Source organism: Candidatus Phytoplasma solani (assembly GCF_040126175.1).
GTDB classification, from domain to species: Bacteria; Bacillota_I; Bacilli_A; order Acholeplasmatales; family Acholeplasmataceae; genus Phytoplasma; species Phytoplasma solani_A.
The window spans coordinates 646,240-663,369 of record NZ_CP155828.1 but is presented as its reverse complement, the minus strand read 5'-3'; the positions used below and the strand labels follow the sequence as shown (position 1 = coordinate 663,369).

Sequence of the window (17,130 nt, the reverse complement as noted above, 5' to 3'; positions counted from 1 at the left end):
GTAAAATCACCCCCTTTGTTTTGATTATTGGCTGGAGTAACTAATATGACAAAAAAAGATTATTATCAAATTTTAGGATTAAATAAAGAGTCAACACCTACAGAAATTAAAAAAGCCTACCTTACTCTTGCGAAAAAATATCATCCTGATGTTTCAAAAGAAGCTAACGCTGAAACCAAGTTTAAAGAAATTCAAGAAGCTTATAGTGTTTTAAGTGATACTAATAAAAAAGCTAATTATGATCGTTTTGGTCATAATTCACAAACACAACAAGGTTTTTCTGGTTTTGAAGGTTTTGAAGAAAACATTTTTAGTTCTTTTGGTGATTTTTTTGGTACCAACAAACGCACTCAAAAAGCTAATTATGATAAAAAAGTTGAAATGACAATTAGTTTTATGGATGCAGTTTTAGGAACTTCTAAAAACATTGATATCATGGTGGATGCTGATTGCCAAGTTTGTCATGGTAAAGGAGCTTTATTATCTAGTGATATTGTTAAATGTAGTTATTGTGATGGTTTTGGTCAAATTATAACTGAACAAAGGACTTTTTTAGGAAACATTCGTTCTAAACAAACATGTTCTCAGTGTCTCGGAAAAGGGCAACAAATTAAAAATAAATGTTACGCTTGCCACGGAAAGAAACGTCAAAAAATAAAACAATCCGTTAACTTTAAGATTCCTGCAGGAATTGAAGAGGGGATGTCTTTACAAATTCATGGTAAGGGTAATTTTATTCCTTCCAGCAACAAAGCAGGTGATTTATATATTACTTTTAAAATTCGTCTTCACGAATCATTTATTAGAAAAGGACAAGATATTATTTTAGAGGTTTTTATTACTTTACCAGAAGCTGTTTTAGGTTCTAATAAATTAATTCCTACTATTTACGGCGAAGTCAATTTAAAAATACCAGCAGGCATTCAATCAGGTAATAAACTGCGTATGAAAAACCAAGGAATTGCTTATCTTAATTCTTCTTATCGTAAAGGCGATCAATATGTAGTTATTCATTTAAAAACACCAACTAAACTTACTTTGGAAGAAAAAAGACTTTATCATAAATTATTACAATTAAGTAACTAATATATATGAGGTGTTTCCTTTTTTTTTAATACAACTTTTGCTTTTAAAATTATTCTTTAAAACTTAAAATTAAGTAGATGATTTTATATAATAGCGATGAATGATTATGTTTTGGTTATTTACAATCAACCTTGTTAAACCGTGCGAGCAAGTTTCCAAGCACACGGCTTTCCATAATCTCCGCTGATTTTCATCAGTCTGTTATTGAAACCTTCAGGGTTTAGGGTTAATGGAATCACTCTGTTTCATCCCCCAGATAACAGTTTAATCTATTGTATTTCTCGTTTCTAAGTTTTCTTTACATCCTCTCTAGACCTTTCTCCTCTTTGTGAGTCTGTTTTGTTGGGATGATAACCTGCTTTCCCTTCTATTGTGTTTGATGTGAAAGAAATTACTAGCTATTTTCACCTTGTAAAGGTCATTAACCTTCGCCCAGGTAGGTCAGTGCATTAATTTATTCCAAAATTAACTTTGAATTTACTACGATTACTAAATAGCTTCTTTATCCTTGGCTATTGGGGCTTTTACTTCCCAACTTATCAATTTAATGACTTGGCTTTGTAAAGAAAATAAAAAAATCAGATCATTCAAATGAAACGACTTCAAACCAACAAATAACTTTCCTAAAAATAAAAATACCTAATTCATTTTGGGTATTTTTTTTATTTCTTAATATTGATAAATTTTTATAATTTATTAAGTCAAAACTAAAACTTTTTACATTTTCACTGATTAAAAGATTTATTGTTTATAAGTCTTTTTTTTATTAGGTTTTATTAGTGTTAAGAAAAAAATAAACTTCAACATTAAACAAACAAAAAACTTTAAAAACCTTAAATACTATTTAATTACGTTTTTTTGTTTTCTTAGACGCATAATCACTTCACCAAAATTTCATTTTGTGAAATTTATTAAACATTTTTTTTATTTAGTGTTATACTATGTGTAGTTATATATTTTTACTATTTTCAAAATACACGATATTAAAAAGATATGAGCTAATATAAAAAAGTCAACCAAAAACCAATTGTATAAAAAATATATAATTAAATTATTAAAGTAAAGTAAAGAAGGTAATAAAAATCTTTTAGGATAATAAATTTCCATTCTAGTTATTTTTAATTTTTTGCAAAGAGATATTAATTTTTATAAATTATTATCTATTTTAAAAAAATACAATATTTTAATTTTATTAAATAAAAAAATAATTTTTAGGGGGTTTTATGTCTTTTAATTTTTTTAAAAATTTTAAAATAAAAGTTTTATTTTTTATTTTCTTAATCTTTTCTTTTTTAAATATTTCTTTAATTCCTGTTTTTGCTTTAATTACTTATGGTGGAGGTGGGACTAATCAACTATCTTTTAATCCTAATGATTATGAAATAGATTATAGTCAAAGACATAATTCAAAATTTTGGCGACACGAAGATGGACATGTTTTTGCTAGTAATGCAAGAATGTTTTATGATTTTCCAGGAATGAAAATGGTTCCTTGCAGAACTTATCAAGAGTATGCTAATAAAACTCAAATAGCCAGTACTGCTATTAACATCGGTTTGAATTTTTTTCCTCCAGCTAAATTGTTTAAAGTAATTAAAACAGGTTATCAAATAGCCAAAGAATACGGTGGTGATAAAATTTGTGATTTTTAAAGATGATGGCGTTGCCATGATTAATGATATTGTTAGATATTATACTTTAAATGATCAAGGGAAAGCTTTTTTCTTTTTTGATCCTAGTCAATTGAATGAAATAAAACAAGTAGATATCACTTTTTGTGATTGTGATATGTCTCCTTCTTTCATTACTAGTGTTATTGATTTTGTCAGTAATTTAACAGATTTTTTAGAAACAGCTAATTTTGATGATAAAAATTATATTAAGAAAAAAATAAACCAAAAAGTAGGCCATGCTATCGCCAAAACCGCTTTAAAAAAAGGAACTAAAAAAGTTGTTGGAAATACCTGGGGGAAAATTGTTTTTCCTGAGGTGTTTGAAGCAATTGATATGGCAGAAAAAAAATATGAGTCTTTTGCATCTAAAAAAGAAAATATTCTTTTTGATATAAAAAATAATAGTTATGAAAAAACATTAGGGTTTGTGCTTCGTTTTCCTTCCAAAAATGAATTAAAATTGTATGAATTAAAGAAAGATAGTAACAATAATAGTGTTTATAGATTAATTAAGAGAGTTAATTTTTCTGATTCTAGCCATATGCTTATAAATTTAATTCAACCTAAACACGGTCTAGAAATGGAACCCCAAAAAAACTTAACCGTTTATTGTGGTAAATTAAAAAAATGAATTATTATTATTTAGGTATTAATTTTATTGTTGGTTGTCTTGCTTTATATATCATTACAAAAACTAAATATTTGGATTTTATGATCAATCCTTCAAGTAAGTTTTATAAACAAAATTTCAAAACTTATATTAATAACCATCATGACGATCAAAGACAAAATAAATTTATTCAAAAAAACATTCATAAAATTAACCAATTAAAAGAAAATATTTTGCAAAAAACTAAATCAGACGCCGTTATATCTCATAAAGGTGTTTTTTATAGGTTATATAGTTTGATTGGTATTCTCATCTTATCAGCGATTATTACTATTTGTTTTTTAATTAATTTCAAATGTGAAATTACATTATTATTTTCATTTTGGTATTCAACATTAATCATTATAGTTTTATTGTATTTCATACGTTTTTTATTTTATTGTTTTGTAGATGTATATGTTTTTGCTAGTTGGATTTGTTTTTTATTTTCTATCTTTTTGGCTGTTGTATGGGGAGTATATTTTGCGTGTTTTTATCTTGCAGAACATAAATTATTAACAACTACATTTGTATCATCGCCTTTATCAAACACTATTTTAAGGTATTTTTTAGTATTATTTGTTTTATTACCATTTTTGATAAGTTTTATAGTGCTTTTTTTAGTAAGCTATTTATATAGAGTTAATAAAATAAAAGTTAACTTGAGATTCCATGTTTGGCTCAAAAAATTATTTATCATTAGTTTTTTTTGTGGTACATCTTTTTTGCCTTCTTTTTTAAGGAGTAATAAATTAATTGTTTTATTTTTAGGATTATTAGAGGCGTTATTTTTCTTGATATTATATAGTTTAGTTTGGGTTAATACTTTAAATCAACTAGATCGTTTTATCGAACAAAAAATACCTAAAAAATGTGAATGGCTTTTAGTTTGGTTTTTATTAGAAGCTTTTGTGACAATATTTTTATCAATTTTATATATTATTATAAGTATTGTAAATTATTTCATTAAAAAAAAATAAGATAAAATATTTATTTATTTTTTTGACTTATTATACATAAAAAACTTAGAATGAAAAAAAGCAGTATTTGAATAATGTTTTGAATTTCCATTAAAATCAAAACTTTTTACATTTTCACTGATTAAAAGACTTATTGTTTATAAGTCTTTTTTTATTAGATTTTCTTAGTCACATAATCCCTTCACCCAAAATTTATTTAAACATTTTTTTTATTTAGTGTTACAATAATATATGATTATATATATTTATTAGTTTCAAAATAAATAACATTCAAAAGATATGAGTTGATATCAAAAAACAACCCCAACCAAAAACCAATTGTATAAAAAATATATAATTAAATTATTAAAGGAAAGAAGGTAACAAAAATCTTTTAGGATAATAAATTTTTCATTCTAGTTATTTTTTTAAATATTTGTTTTATTTTATTCATTTTTATTAAATATTTTATCAAATAAAAAAATAATTTTTTAGGAGGTTTAAGTTTATTCTATGTTTAGGAAAAAAATTGTTTTTTCTCAAAAAGTTATTTTATTGTTATCTTTTTTCTTTTTGTTAATTTTTAAAAATCAAGTTTTTGCTCTTCGAGATAATGAATTTTCTGAAAGAATCATCAGAAAAACTGAGATTATTCACGTGGCTTTACCTCAAAATGCTAATAACAATGATGTTTTAAGTTATATTCAAAAATATATCAATCCCAATTTTAACGGTTTTGTTTCTAACTCTCCTTCTTATAACTCTACTCAATATGGCTCGATTCATTGGTATATCAAAGATAGCGATGATGATTTAATTGCTGTTTATTTTGATGGTGGCACTCGAAACGAAAGAGATAAAAATTATGATTTTGTTGATTTAAGATGGTTAGGCAATGGTTCTTCTCATATGTATTGTTTTTGGAGGATGCCAGAAGTTGATTTTTTACAACATCATGATATTTTAAAAGCAAAACATGCTAAAAATACTAATCCTCTGTTGCAAAAGATAATGGGAAGTAAAAAACTCAAAAAATTCACCATTAAAGAAATTATGAAAAAAATAGCCCAAAAAGTAACTAAAAAAGCAGTGAAAGACGTAAGTTTTGGTAATTTTTTAATTACTGGTGCTTCAGGGATTGCAAGCGAGCAATTAGTTAATCTTGTAGGTGATATTTTAGAACAAAACCCTGATACTTTAGAAGCAGCTAGTGCAGCTATTAGCAAAGTAGAAGATTTTATAATGAGTTGTACTGATGTAGTTGATGATATTCTAGTAGTAAATAATTTAGCCAAAGGAACGAGAACCAAAGCGCTTATCAACATTAAAAGTAAAAGGACAGATAATTACAATATTAATATTAAAATTTGATAAAATATATTTATAAAAAAATTTAAATTAAAATTCAAATACACAAAGGAAAAAAAATGTTTAAAAAACCATTAGCATTTGCTTTACGCCCGTCAACAATAACTGATATCATTGGACAAAGTCATCTTATTAATGATCAAAACGGTATTATTTCGAGAATGTTAAAAAATAATTATGCTAGTTCTTTAATTTTTTATGGTGTTCCAGGTATTGGAAAAAGCAGCCTTGCCCAGGCATTAGCTAATGATTTACAAATTGAATATGATATTTTTAATGCTACAATTGATAAAAAAACCAAGTTAGAAAAAATTATTCAAAAAGCATTAAATTTTAAAAAATTTATTATTATTGTAGAAGAAATTCATAGAATGAATAAAGATCGTCAAGATATTTTATTACAATACTTAGAAAACGGTCATTTAATTATGTTTGCTTGTACTACTGAAAATCCATATTTTGTAATTAATCCGAGTGTTCGTTCAAGAGCCAATATCATTAAATTAGAAAGAATTACGATCGAAGAAATGTTAAAAGGCTTGAATAAGTTGATTATTAATAAAAAATTACCATTAAACATTCTAAAAGATTCTTTATTATTAATTTGTCAATTTTCTAACGGAGATTTACGTATTGCCATAAATATGTTAGAACTATGTTTACATTTATATCCTAAAGAACAAATTACAACAAAAATTATTAAACAAATTTCTTCATCAGCTAATTTAACAAATTTTAAAAATAATGATGAACATCATAATTTAAAATCAGCGTTACAAAAATCTATTCGAGGTAGCGATGTTGATGCAGCTTTACATTATTTTGCAAGATTATTAGCCAGTGGCGATCATGAAGCTTTATTAAGAAGAATGTTAATTACCGCTTATGAAGATATTGGATTAGCCAATCCAATGATTATTGTACATGTAAAAACAGCAATTGATGCTTTTCGTCAAATTGGATTACCAGAAGGACGTATTCCTTTAGGATTAGTAATTATTGAAATGTGTTTAAGCGAAAAATCAAATAGTGCTTATTTAGCGACTAATAAAGCTTATGAAAAAGCTTATTTAGAATCCAGAGAAAAATTAAAAAATTATCAAAATTCTTCGAATAATTTTGTTAATTATAATAAATACTTATTGCCACCAAAAAAATGTAAATTAGAAAAAATTTTATCATCAACAATAAATCCAAAAAAAAGAATTTATTATATACCTAAATTACACAGTGAGTATGAAAAAAAAATTAATAAAATACACGAAAACTTTAAACAAAATATATAATTTGTTTAAATTTTTTAATAATTCTGATTACAGTTTCTGGTTATAATATTGTTCTTTAGCAACAGAATTTACAAAAAAAGTTTTGAATTAGTTATGCGCTCTCTCTTCCTAATTGTTTCGATTATAATAAGCTGATTGAATTATTAATTTGCTAATTTAAAAGTGTATTTTTAAACAATTATAGTGTGATTGGCGTTTATGTTCTTTTACAGAAATAATAAAAAAATTAAAGAATAGAGTAGTTGCTAAATTAGTATTTTTTTATCATTACAAAAAAAAGTGCTTTATTAAAATAATGATAAAAATTTTCAAAATATTTTTATTTTTTGTTGATAATTTATTTTTTTAGCTAGAATAAAAGCAATTAATAAATAGTTTGATTTTGAGAATAAATATTTTTTTTTTATTTATCCTCAAATTTAATTTTTAAATGGTTCCTTTTGATGGCGTGCAGCCCGTTTTTTACATAAAAAGAGATTACAAATAATGAATATATTAAAAATTAATATTAATCTAGAAATAATAATAGATATAATTTTTATTTATTTGTTGATAAAAATTATGTTTTTTTATAACATCTAAAATAGACAAAATTATTGATAAAATTATTTATAAAATAATATTTCGCTTTCATAATTAAATTTAAAAAAATTTTGATATATTATTGTAAGTATTGTAAATTATTTCATTAAAAAAATAAGATGAAATATTTATTTATTTTTTTGACTTATTATACATAAAAAACTTAGAATGAAAAAAAGCAGTATTTGAATAATGTTTTGAATTTCCATTAAAATCAAAACTTTTTACATTTTCACTGATTAAAAGACTTATTGTTTATAAGTCTTTTTTTATTAGATTTTCTTAGTCACATAATCCCTTCACCCAAAATTTATTTAAACATTTTTTTTATTTAGTGTTACAATAATATATGATTATATATATTTATTAGTTTCAAAATAAATAACATTCAAAAGATATGAGTTGATATCAAAAAACAACCCCAACCAAAAACCAATTGTATAAAAAATATATAATTAAATTATTAAAGGAAAGAAGGTAACAAAAATCTTTTAGGATAATAAATTTTTCATTCTAGTTATTTTTTTAAATATTTGTTTTATTTTATTCATTTTTATTAAATATTTTATCAAATAAAAAAATAATTTTTTAGGAGGTTTAAGTTTATTCTATGTTTAGGAAAAAAATTGTTTTTTCTCAAAAAGTTATTTTATTGTTATCTTTTTTCTTTTTGTTAATTTTTAAAAATCAAGTTTTTGCTCTTCGAGATAATGAATTTTCTGAAAGAATCATCAGAAAAACTGAGATTATTCACGTGGCTTTACCTCAAAATGCTAATAACAATGATGTTTTAAGTTATATTCAAAAATATATCAATCCCAATTTTAACGGTTTTGTTTCTAACTCTCCTTCTTATAACTCTACTCAATATGGCTCGATTCATTGGTATATCAAAGATAGCGATGATGATTTAATTGCTGTTTATTTTGATGGTGGCACTCGAAACGAAAGAGATAAAAATTATGATTTTGTTGATTTAAGATGGTTAGGCAATGGTTCTTCTCATATGTATTGTTTTTGGAGGATGCCAGAAGTTGATTTTTTACAACATCATGATATTTTAAAAGCAAAACATGCTAAAAATACTAATCCTCTGTTGCAAAAGATAATGGGAAGTAAAAAACTCAAAAAATTCACCATTAAAGAAATTATGAAAAAAATAGCCCAAAAAGTAACTAAAAAAGCAGTGAAAGACGTAAGTTTTGGTAATTTTTTAATTACTGGTGCTTCAGGGATTGCAAGCGAGCAATTAGTTAATCTTGTAGGTGATATTTTAGAACAAAACCCTGATACTTTAGAAGCAGCTAGTGCAGCTATTAGCAAAGTAGAAGATTTTATAATGAGTTGTACTGATGTAGTTGATGATATTCTAGTAGTAAATAATTTAGCCAAAGGAACGAGAACCAAAGCGCTTATCAACATTAAAAGTAAAAGGACAGATAATTACAATATTAATATTAAAATTTGATAAAATATATTTATAAAAAAATTTAAATTAAAATTCAAATACACAAAGGAAAAAAAATGTTTAAAAAACCATTAGCATTTGCTTTACGCCCGTCAACAATAACTGATATCATTGGACAAAGTCATCTTATTAATGATCAAAACGGTATTATTTCGAGAATGTTAAAAAATAATTATGCTAGTTCTTTAATTTTTTATGGTGTTCCAGGTATTGGAAAAAGCAGCCTTGCCCAGGCATTAGCTAATGATTTACAAATTGAATATGATATTTTTAATGCTACAATTGATAAAAAAACCAAGTTAGAAAAAATTATTCAAAAAGCATTAAATTTTAAAAAATTTATTATTATTGTAGAAGAAATTCATAGAATGAATAAAGATCGTCAAGATATTTTATTACAATACTTAGAAAACGGTCATTTAATTATGTTTGCTTGTACTACTGAAAATCCATATTTTGTAATTAATCCGAGTGTTCGTTCAAGAGCCAATATCATTAAATTAGAAAGAATTACGATCGAAGAAATGTTAAAAGGCTTGAATAAGTTGATTATTAATAAAAAATTACCATTAAACATTCTAAAAGATTCTTTATTATTAATTTGTCAATTTTCTAACGGAGATTTACGTATTGCCATAAATATGTTAGAACTGTGCTTACATTTATATCCTAAAGAACAAATTACAACAAAAATTATTAAACAAATTTCTTCATCAGCTAATTTAACAAATTTTAAAAATAACGATGAACATCATAATTTAAAATCAGCGTTACAAAAATCTATTCGAGGTAGCGATGTTGATGCAGCTTTACATTATTTTGCAAGATTATTAGCCAGTGGCGATCATGAAGCTTTATTAAGAAGAATGTTAATTACCGCTTATGAAGATATTGGATTAGCCAATCCAATGATTATTGTACATGTAAAAACAGCAATTGATGCTTTTCGTCAAATTGGATTACCAGAAGGACGTATTCCTTTAGGGTTAGTAATTATCGAAATGTGTTTAAGTGAAAAATCAAATAGTGCTTATTTAGCAACTAATAAAGCTTATGAAGATATTCTAAAAGGTAATGTTTTTAATATACCAAAACATTTACAAGATACTAGTTATAATTCAGCAAGCAAATTAGGTATTGGTTTTGGTTATAAATATCCTCATGATTTTCCAAATGATTATGTTAATCAACAATATTTACCGCAAGAAATAAAAAAATTGATTTATTATAGACCTAAATTACACAGTGAGTATGAAAAAAAAATTAATAAAATACATGAAAACTTTAAACAAAATATATAATTTGTTTAAATTTTTTAATAATTCTGATTACAGTTTCTGGTTATAATATTGTTCTTTAGCAACAGAATTTACAAAAAAAAAGTTTTGAATTAGTTATGCGCTCTCTCTTCCTAATTGTTTCGATTATAATAAGCTGATTGAATTATTAATTTGCTAATTTAAAAGTGTATTTTTAAACAATTATAGTGTGATTGGCGTTTATGTTCTTTTACAGAAATAATAAAAAAATTAAAGAATAGAGTAGTTGCTAAATTAGTATTTTTTTATCATTACAAAAAAAAGTGCTTTATTAAAATAATGATAAAAATTTTCAAAATATTTTTATTTTTTGTTGATAATTTATTTTTTTAGCTAGAATAAAAGCAATTAATAAATAGTTTGATTTTGAGAATAAATATTTTTTTTTATTTATCCTCAAATTTAATTTTTAAATGGTTCCTTTTGATGGCGTGCAGCCCGTTTTTTACATAAAAAGAGATTACAAATAATGAATATATTAAAAATTAATATTAATCTAGAAATAATAATAGATATAATTTTTATTTATTTGTTGATAAAAATTATGTTTTTTTATAACATCTAAAATAGTCAAAATTATTGATAAAATTATTTATAAAATAATATTTCGCTTTCATAATTAAATTTAAAAAAATTTTGATATATTATTGTAAGTATTGTAAATTATTTCATTAAAAAAATAAGATGAAATATTTATTTATTTTTTTGACTTATTATACATAAAAAACTTAGAATGAAAAAAAGCAGTATTTGAATAATGTTTTGAATTTCCATTAAAATCAAAACTTTTTACATTTTCACTAATTAAAAGACTTATTGTTTATAAGTCTTTTTTTATTAGATTTTCTTAGTCACATAATCCCTTCACCCAAAATTTATTTAAACATTTTTTTACTTAGTGTTATAATAATATATGATTATATATTTTTATTAGTTTCAAAATACATGATATTAAAAAAATATGAGCTGATATAAAAAAAGTCAACCAAAAACCAATTGTATAAAAAATATATAATTAAATTATTAAAGGAAAGAAGGCAATAAAAATCTTTTAGGATAATAAATTTTTCATTCTAGTTATTTTTTTAAATATTGGTTTTATTTTATTCATTTTTATTAAATATTTTATCAAATAAAAAAATAATTTTTTAGGAGGTTTAAGTTTATTCTATGTTTAGGAAAAAAATTGTTTTTTCTCAAAAAGTTATTTTATTGTTATCTTTTTTCTTTTTGTTAATTTTTAAAAATCAAGTTTTTGCTCTTCGAGATAATGAATTTTCTGAAAGAATCATCAGAAAAACTGAGATTATTCACGTGGCTTTACCTCAAAATGCTAATAACAATGATGTTTTAAGTTATATTCAAAAATATATCAATCCCAATTTTAACGGTTTTGTTTCTAACTCTCCTTCTTATAACTCTACTCAATATGGCTCGATTCATTGGTATATCAAAGATAGCGATGATGATTTAATTGCTGTTTATTTTGATGGTGGCACTCGAAACGAAAGAGATAAAAATTATGATTTTGTTGATTTAAGATGGTTAGGCAATGGTTCTTCTCATATTTATTGTTTTTGGAGGATGCCAGAAGTTGATTTTTTACAACATCATGATATTTTAAAAGCAAAACATGCTAAAAATAACGATAATCTCGGATTTTATTTAATATGGAAATTACCAGGATTAAAAAAATTACCACCAAAAAAATTTTTAAAAAATAGCCCAAAAAGTAACTAAAAAAGCAGTGAAAGACGTAAGTTTTGGTAATTTTTTAATTACTGGTGCTTCAGGGATTGCAAGTGAGCAATTAGTTAATCTTGTAGGTGATATTTTAGAACAAAACCCTGATACTTTAGAAGCAGCTAGTGCAGTTATTAGCAAAGTAGAAGATTTTATAATGAGTTGTACTGATGTAGTTGATGATATTCCAGTAGTAAATAATTTAGCCAAAGGAAGTTTAGAGAAGCTTGGAAAACTTTTGGAAAAGCAACTAGTTATCCTGTTAATGTTTTTAATGAATTAGGTAAAAATGTTTTTAACGAAAACAACTATAAAGAAGTAGAAAATCCTTTGGATGTAGCTGAAAATATTAGTAAAGGAACAGTTCTTGCTGTTGAAAGTGTTGTTAAAGTATCTGTTAATACAGTTAAAGATGTCTCTGAGGTGTTCCAAAAGTTTAGACACTTTTTGTTTTTTAAAAATTCTTTAAGACTAACTATTAAGTTAGTCTTTTTTTCTTTTCCAAGACTAAAAAATAATTTCATATCTTTTCTAAAAACGTTTTTAGAAAGGATTAAAATGTTAAGACAAAAATTATTTAAAGATTTTTTAAAAAATAAAAAGAATTTAGAAATTCGTAATCAATTAATCGAACTTCATTTATCTTTAGTCAAAAAACTAACTTATCAATTTAAATATTATCCTCGAGTTTTAACCAAAGAAGATTTATATCAAGAAGGGATTTTAGGATTAATCAAAGCCCTCAATAATTACCAAGATTTAGGTTACGACTTTATCGCCTACGCTACTCCCACCATCAAATCGGAAATCAGAGAACTAATAAGAAAAAGCCACTCACCTTCAATACCCCAAAAAACAACCAAACCAGTTGAATTCGGTGATATACCAAATTGTCTTACCGTCATCGTGGTAATAGGTTCTTTTGAGGAAAGGGTCGTATTCGTAGATGTGGTCGATTGTTTTTCCGTCGGAGTTGTACCAGGTTTCTTTGGTTTCGTTTCCTGTTTGGGGGTTGTATTCTTTGATGCAACTAATGGTTGAGGCATGAATGCCGTAGCTGGTGTATTTGATTTGATTACCTGTTTTGGGGTCGTATTTGGCGATGAAAAGGAATTCACCATCTTCTTTGTAGCTGGTGTGTTTGATTTTTTTACCTGTTTCAAGGTCGTATTTGGTGATGGAATGAAGTGTTTTTCCGTCGGAGTTGTACCAGGTTTCTTTGGTTTTGGTTCCTGTTTTTGGGTCGAATTCGTCGATGTGCCAAATTGTTGTGCCGTCGGATTTGTAGTAGGTTGATTTGGTTTCGTTTCCTGTTTGGGGGTTATATTCGGTGATGTGCCAAATTGTTTCGGTGTTGGGGCGGAATGCGATTTCTTTGATTAATTGGTTTTGTGAATTAGTTTCTTTGATTATTCTATAACCATATTTGTCGGTTGTTTCTTTGATTATATTCATTTTTATATTTCCTTTTTTAATCTTTCAATTTCATTTTCTAATTGTTGTGCTTTTACTGTGTATTCTTGCGCATAGGTTGTGTATCTTTGTGCCATCGCTGTGTATTCTTGCGTCAAAGATACGCATTCTTGTGCCTCCGCTGTGTATTCTTGCGCATTCTCTGTGTAATCTTGTACCTTCTCTCTGTAAGGTTTGGCGGTTTTAGTTAATGATTTAATTTTTTTGCTTGTTTTTTTACTCATTTTATTTTATTTCTCCTATTTGTTTAATTTTTATTATATTTTTTTAAAATGTTAATTGTGAAAGAAGTTAACCCATATAAAAAAGATGAATCTAAATAAACACGGGAGTAAAAATTAAGCTCAAAAATATTTTTACAAATGTGATTGTAAAGATGGATTGAATCAATTTCATACAATCTTTGATGTTGATTTAAAGAAATTAATTTTTCTTTCAATTTTTGAAAACCTACAATGTAATATTCTTGGATGATTTCAATTTTGTGTTGGAGTTCCTCGTTGTCTGCTAAAAGTTCTTGAATTTCTAGTTCTATTTCAAAATAAATATCTGAATAAGAGTTTTTAGATGGCAAAAGGTTAAATAATTTATTGATTTGTATGTTGTTTTTATCAATTATTGTTTTTAATAAATCAATTTGTAGGTGGTGGCGTTTGATGAAATTTTTTGTTTGAGATAAAAAAGTTAATGAATTTGTCATTTTTTATTACCTTTTTTTGAAAATTTAAAATATTTTTTTAATGGTTAAAATCTTAATTATTTGTTTGAAAATTTTATTTTTAGATTGTGTTGCATTAATTAAAAAACTATTGCAATTTTCGTGTTCGCAATTTGGATTATTACAGTATTTGTGTTGGTTTAAGTAATTTTTGCGAACATTTTGAAAATAAATTAAGGGTTTTTGTTCGATTAAATCTAATTTATGATTGAGTTGAGTTTGTTTTCTTTTTAACCCTATTGTAGGGTCAATATCTAGATAAATAGTTAAATTAGGTTTAATTAAGAAATGATTTATGAATTTTGAAGTTAATATTTTGTCGCCATAATCAAGATTTATATCATCACCTTGATAAGCAAAAGAAGAATCATACCAACGGTCGACTAAAACAATGTAATTTTTGGATAAACCAGGAATAATGAGCTCTTCTTGGGTTTGGAGCATGTTAGTTAAACTAAGTAAAAATCTAGTATTGGGTGATAAATTTGTTTGATGTAAAAATAAATTTCTAATTGGTTTACCAATTGAAGAACTTCCTAATCCTTGACACAAAATTACTTTTTTGTTTTGGTTTTTGAAATATTTTTTTAATTGTTTAATTAAAGTAGTTTTTCCGCTGCCATCTAATCCTTCAAAAACGATTAATTTATTTGTCATTTGAGTGCACCATTTTTTTAATTAAATTAATTGGTGAAAAAGAGATGAATTGGTTGGTAAGTAAGTTTTGTAAGAATTGATTTGCATTGTTAGAAAATAGATTAATGACTTGATTTATTCCTTGAACTTTGCCATTTGCAATTTTGTTGTTTAATCTTTGGGATTCAATGGTATTGTTAGTTAATAAATAGAATTCAAAACGGGTGTCGAGTTTTTTTAATTGTTGGGCTTCGACAATTGTTTGTTTGTATCGGTCTCTCAGGCATGTTTTGAAATTAAAAGCGATAATCCGTTTGGTTTTAGTGAATAAAACCAAATCGAATTTGATGTCGGGGATGAAAAACAAGTAAGCCTGGGGGTATAAATTGATGATTCCCTTGTTGTTTAGATAAAGCAAAATTAAGTATTCATTGATTTTACCGCGGATTGTCTTTTGGCTTTGGGAGTTGTATTGGTTTTTATCTAGATATTTATTTAGATTATTGTGAGATTCTAACATATATTCATTAAAAGGCTTAGTAAAAAAAGATGGTTGACATATTTGTTTGGTTATGTTAACACATGAATTTTGATTATTAAAAACATTAATATTTTTGAAATGTAAATTAGTTAATTGATTCATTTTATTATTTCCTTTTTTAATTTAAAACTTCAAATTTTTGGATTTGTTTGTAAAAATTAAAATTACATTCACCTAGTTGTCCACTGCGGTTTTTGGCAATGATTAAATTAGTGAATGGGTTATTGTCTGGTTTTTGATAATAACTTTCGCGGTGTAAAAACATTACAACATCAGCATCTTGTTCGATAGTGCCTGAATCTCTTAAATCCGATAATTGTGGTGATTTGACTTCTCTTATGTTTGTCGCGCGATTCATTTGACTTAAAGCTATGATTGGAATATTAAGTTCACTTGCTAGTTTTTTGAGTTCACGCGAAATTACTGCTGTTGCTTGATAGGTATTGTAATTTTGTTCTTCTTTTAATAAGTGTAAATAATCAATAAAAACAACATCAAGTCCTTTTGTATATTTCATTTGGCGACATTTGTTTTTAATATCTTCAATTTTATTATTTCTATCATCATCAATTAAAATATTTAATTTAGTTAATTCAAATTCAGCTTTGGCTAATGCAAATCTATCTTCTTTATTTAAGGTTTTGTGTTGCAGTTTTGTTAAGGGTACTTGTGATACTGATGAAATTAAACGAATTCCTAATTCTTCTGATGTCATTTCTAAACTAAAAATTACTGCATTTTGTTTTTTTGGTTTTGATTCTAATTCTTGTTTTTGATGAAAATTTTTTGTAATGTTTGTGATTAAATTTAGCATAAAAGCGGTTTTACCCATTCCAGTTCTTGCGCCTAAAATAATTAATTGTTTATTTTTAAACCCAGAAACTAATTCATCGAGATTGTCAAAACCTGTTTTAATTCCTATAAACTGGTTATCTTCGTTATCAGTAATAATGTTTTGGCGAAGAGAAGGGATTAATGTTTTTGTAGAAATAAAAGGTGATTTAGTATTTTGGATAAATCCTTCAACTTGATTTTTGACTGTTTGTAAATAATTATGTATATTTTTAGTTTTTGATAATTCAATAGGTAAATGTTTGATTAAATCTAATAAATCAGTTTTAAGGGTGTTTTCTTTGATTAAATCAATATAAGTGTCTAAATATTGAGTTGGTGGGGTTTCTTCGGTTAATTCAATCAAATAGTCAATTCCTCCTATTTTGTTTAAATTATTATTAGTTTCTAAAGTAGAACTAACAGAAACGTAATCAATCTCGCGATTTAGTTTTCGTAGGTGCTTCATTGCCTCAAATATATAGCGATGTTGTGATGTGGTGAAATTGCGAGTTTCAATTAAAATTCTCACAGCATCCATCTTTTCTGGATTTAAAAACAAACTACCTAACAATGCACGTTCAGCTTCTAACATCTTTTCTCCTTTTTTGCATTTGGGTACAAAAAATACCCAAACTATTTATTTTTAATTAATAAATAATTTGGGTATTTTGTTGCTTTAAACCAGTTCACTTTTTTTGGGGCAGTCTATACAGTAACTAGTTAGGTAAAAAAAGTAAAAAATCCCCCTAGAAAATAAAATTAAAATTATTTTTTTACGCAATTATGTTAAAAAAC

General features: G+C 25.2%; 16 protein-coding genes and 1 pseudogene. 11 read left to right on the top strand and 6 right to left on the bottom strand.

Features of this window, described 5'->3' with window-relative positions:
- Window positions 1-45 precede the first annotated feature (45 nt).
- The 11 genes and pseudogenes from PSOL_RS03230 to PSOL_RS03180 form a co-directional block, all read left to right on the top strand.
- Window positions 46-1,086 carry a DnaJ C-terminal domain-containing protein gene (locus PSOL_RS03230; protein WP_349401920.1) on the top strand — a complete coding sequence of 347 codons (1,041 nt, stop codon included), beginning with the start codon at window positions 46-48 and terminating at the stop codon, window positions 1,084-1,086.
- A gap of 1,223 nt (window positions 1,087-2,309) precedes the next feature.
- A complete protein-coding gene (locus PSOL_RS03225) occupies window positions 2,310-2,738 on the top strand; it encodes a hypothetical protein (RefSeq protein ID WP_349401919.1) in 429 nt (142 codons plus the stop codon).
- Window positions 2,728-3,390 carry a hypothetical protein gene (locus PSOL_RS03220; RefSeq protein ID WP_349401918.1) on the top strand — a complete coding sequence of 221 codons (663 nt, stop codon included), beginning with the start codon at window positions 2,728-2,730 and terminating at the stop codon, window positions 3,388-3,390. Before PSOL_RS03225 ends, PSOL_RS03220 begins: the two co-directional genes overlap by 11 nt.
- Window positions 3,387-4,388, top strand: a complete 1,002-nt coding sequence (locus tag PSOL_RS03215; protein WP_349401917.1) for a hypothetical protein — start codon at window positions 3,387-3,389, stop codon at window positions 4,386-4,388. The genes PSOL_RS03220 and PSOL_RS03215 overlap by 4 nt, the downstream gene beginning before the upstream one ends.
- A 492-nt stretch (window positions 4,389-4,880) precedes the next feature.
- A complete protein-coding gene (locus PSOL_RS03210) occupies window positions 4,881-5,738 on the top strand; it encodes a hypothetical protein (protein ID WP_349401915.1) in 858 nt (285 codons plus the stop codon).
- Window positions 5,739-5,794: 56 nt separating this feature from the next.
- On the top strand, window positions 5,795-7,021 hold the full coding sequence (locus tag PSOL_RS03205; RefSeq protein ID WP_349401916.1) for an AAA family ATPase: 1,227 nt from the start codon (window positions 5,795-5,797) through the stop codon (window positions 7,019-7,021).
- A 1,192-nt stretch (window positions 7,022-8,213) separates the two neighbouring features.
- Window positions 8,214-9,071 carry a hypothetical protein gene (locus tag PSOL_RS03200; protein ID WP_349401915.1) on the top strand — a complete coding sequence of 286 codons (858 nt, stop codon included), beginning with the start codon at window positions 8,214-8,216 and terminating at the stop codon, window positions 9,069-9,071.
- Between the two features lie 56 nt (window positions 9,072-9,127).
- Window positions 9,128-10,372 (top strand): replication-associated recombination protein A, encoded by a 1,245-nt coding sequence (locus PSOL_RS03195; RefSeq protein WP_349401914.1) that lies wholly within the window; start codon window positions 9,128-9,130, stop codon window positions 10,370-10,372.
- Window positions 10,373-11,560: 1,188 nt separating this feature from the next.
- Window positions 11,561-12,130: a hypothetical protein gene (locus PSOL_RS03190; protein WP_349401913.1), complete on the top strand. Its 570-nt coding sequence runs from the start codon at window positions 11,561-11,563 to the stop codon at window positions 12,128-12,130.
- Window positions 12,131-12,137: 7 nt separating this feature from the next.
- The gene (locus PSOL_RS03185; RefSeq protein ID WP_349401912.1) at window positions 12,138-12,416 is read left to right on the top strand and encodes a hypothetical protein; all 279 of its coding nucleotides are present in this window, start codon (window positions 12,138-12,140) and stop codon (window positions 12,414-12,416) included.
- A 275-nt stretch (window positions 12,417-12,691) separates the two neighbouring features.
- A pseudogene (locus tag PSOL_RS03180) lies at window positions 12,692-13,000 on the top strand (sigma-70 family RNA polymerase sigma factor); the annotation flags it as partial.
- Here PSOL_RS03180 and PSOL_RS03175 read toward each other — a convergent pair.
- From PSOL_RS03175 to dnaB, 6 genes are read right to left on the bottom strand one after another with little or no spacing between them, the layout of a single operon-like run.
- Window positions 12,974-13,588 (bottom strand): DUF2963 domain-containing protein, encoded by a 615-nt coding sequence (locus PSOL_RS03175; protein WP_349401911.1) that lies wholly within the window; start codon window positions 13,586-13,588, stop codon window positions 12,974-12,976. The pseudogene PSOL_RS03180 and the gene PSOL_RS03175 sit on opposite strands and share 27 nt — an antisense overlap.
- 2 nt (window positions 13,589-13,590) lie before the next feature.
- A complete protein-coding gene (locus PSOL_RS03170) occupies window positions 13,591-13,830 on the bottom strand; it encodes a hypothetical protein (RefSeq protein WP_349401910.1) in 240 nt (79 codons plus the stop codon).
- Between the two features lie 23 nt (window positions 13,831-13,853).
- On the bottom strand, window positions 13,854-14,306 hold the full coding sequence (locus PSOL_RS03165) for a hypothetical protein (RefSeq protein ID WP_349401682.1): 453 nt from the start codon (window positions 14,304-14,306) through the stop codon (window positions 13,854-13,856).
- 24 nt (window positions 14,307-14,330) lie between these two features.
- Complete coding sequence (tmk, locus tag PSOL_RS03160) at window positions 14,331-14,981, bottom strand: dTMP kinase (protein ID WP_349401909.1); 651 nt, start codon at window positions 14,979-14,981, stop codon at window positions 14,331-14,333.
- Window positions 14,971-15,603 (bottom strand): hypothetical protein, encoded by a 633-nt coding sequence (locus PSOL_RS03155; RefSeq protein WP_349401908.1) that lies wholly within the window; start codon window positions 15,601-15,603, stop codon window positions 14,971-14,973. The genes tmk and PSOL_RS03155 overlap by 11 nt, the downstream gene beginning before the upstream one ends.
- Window positions 15,604-15,619: 16 nt before the next feature.
- Window positions 15,620-16,927: a replicative DNA helicase gene (gene dnaB / locus PSOL_RS03150; protein ID WP_349401688.1), complete on the bottom strand. Its 1,308-nt coding sequence runs from the start codon at window positions 16,925-16,927 to the stop codon at window positions 15,620-15,622.
- Window positions 16,928-17,130: the final 203 nt, after the last annotated feature.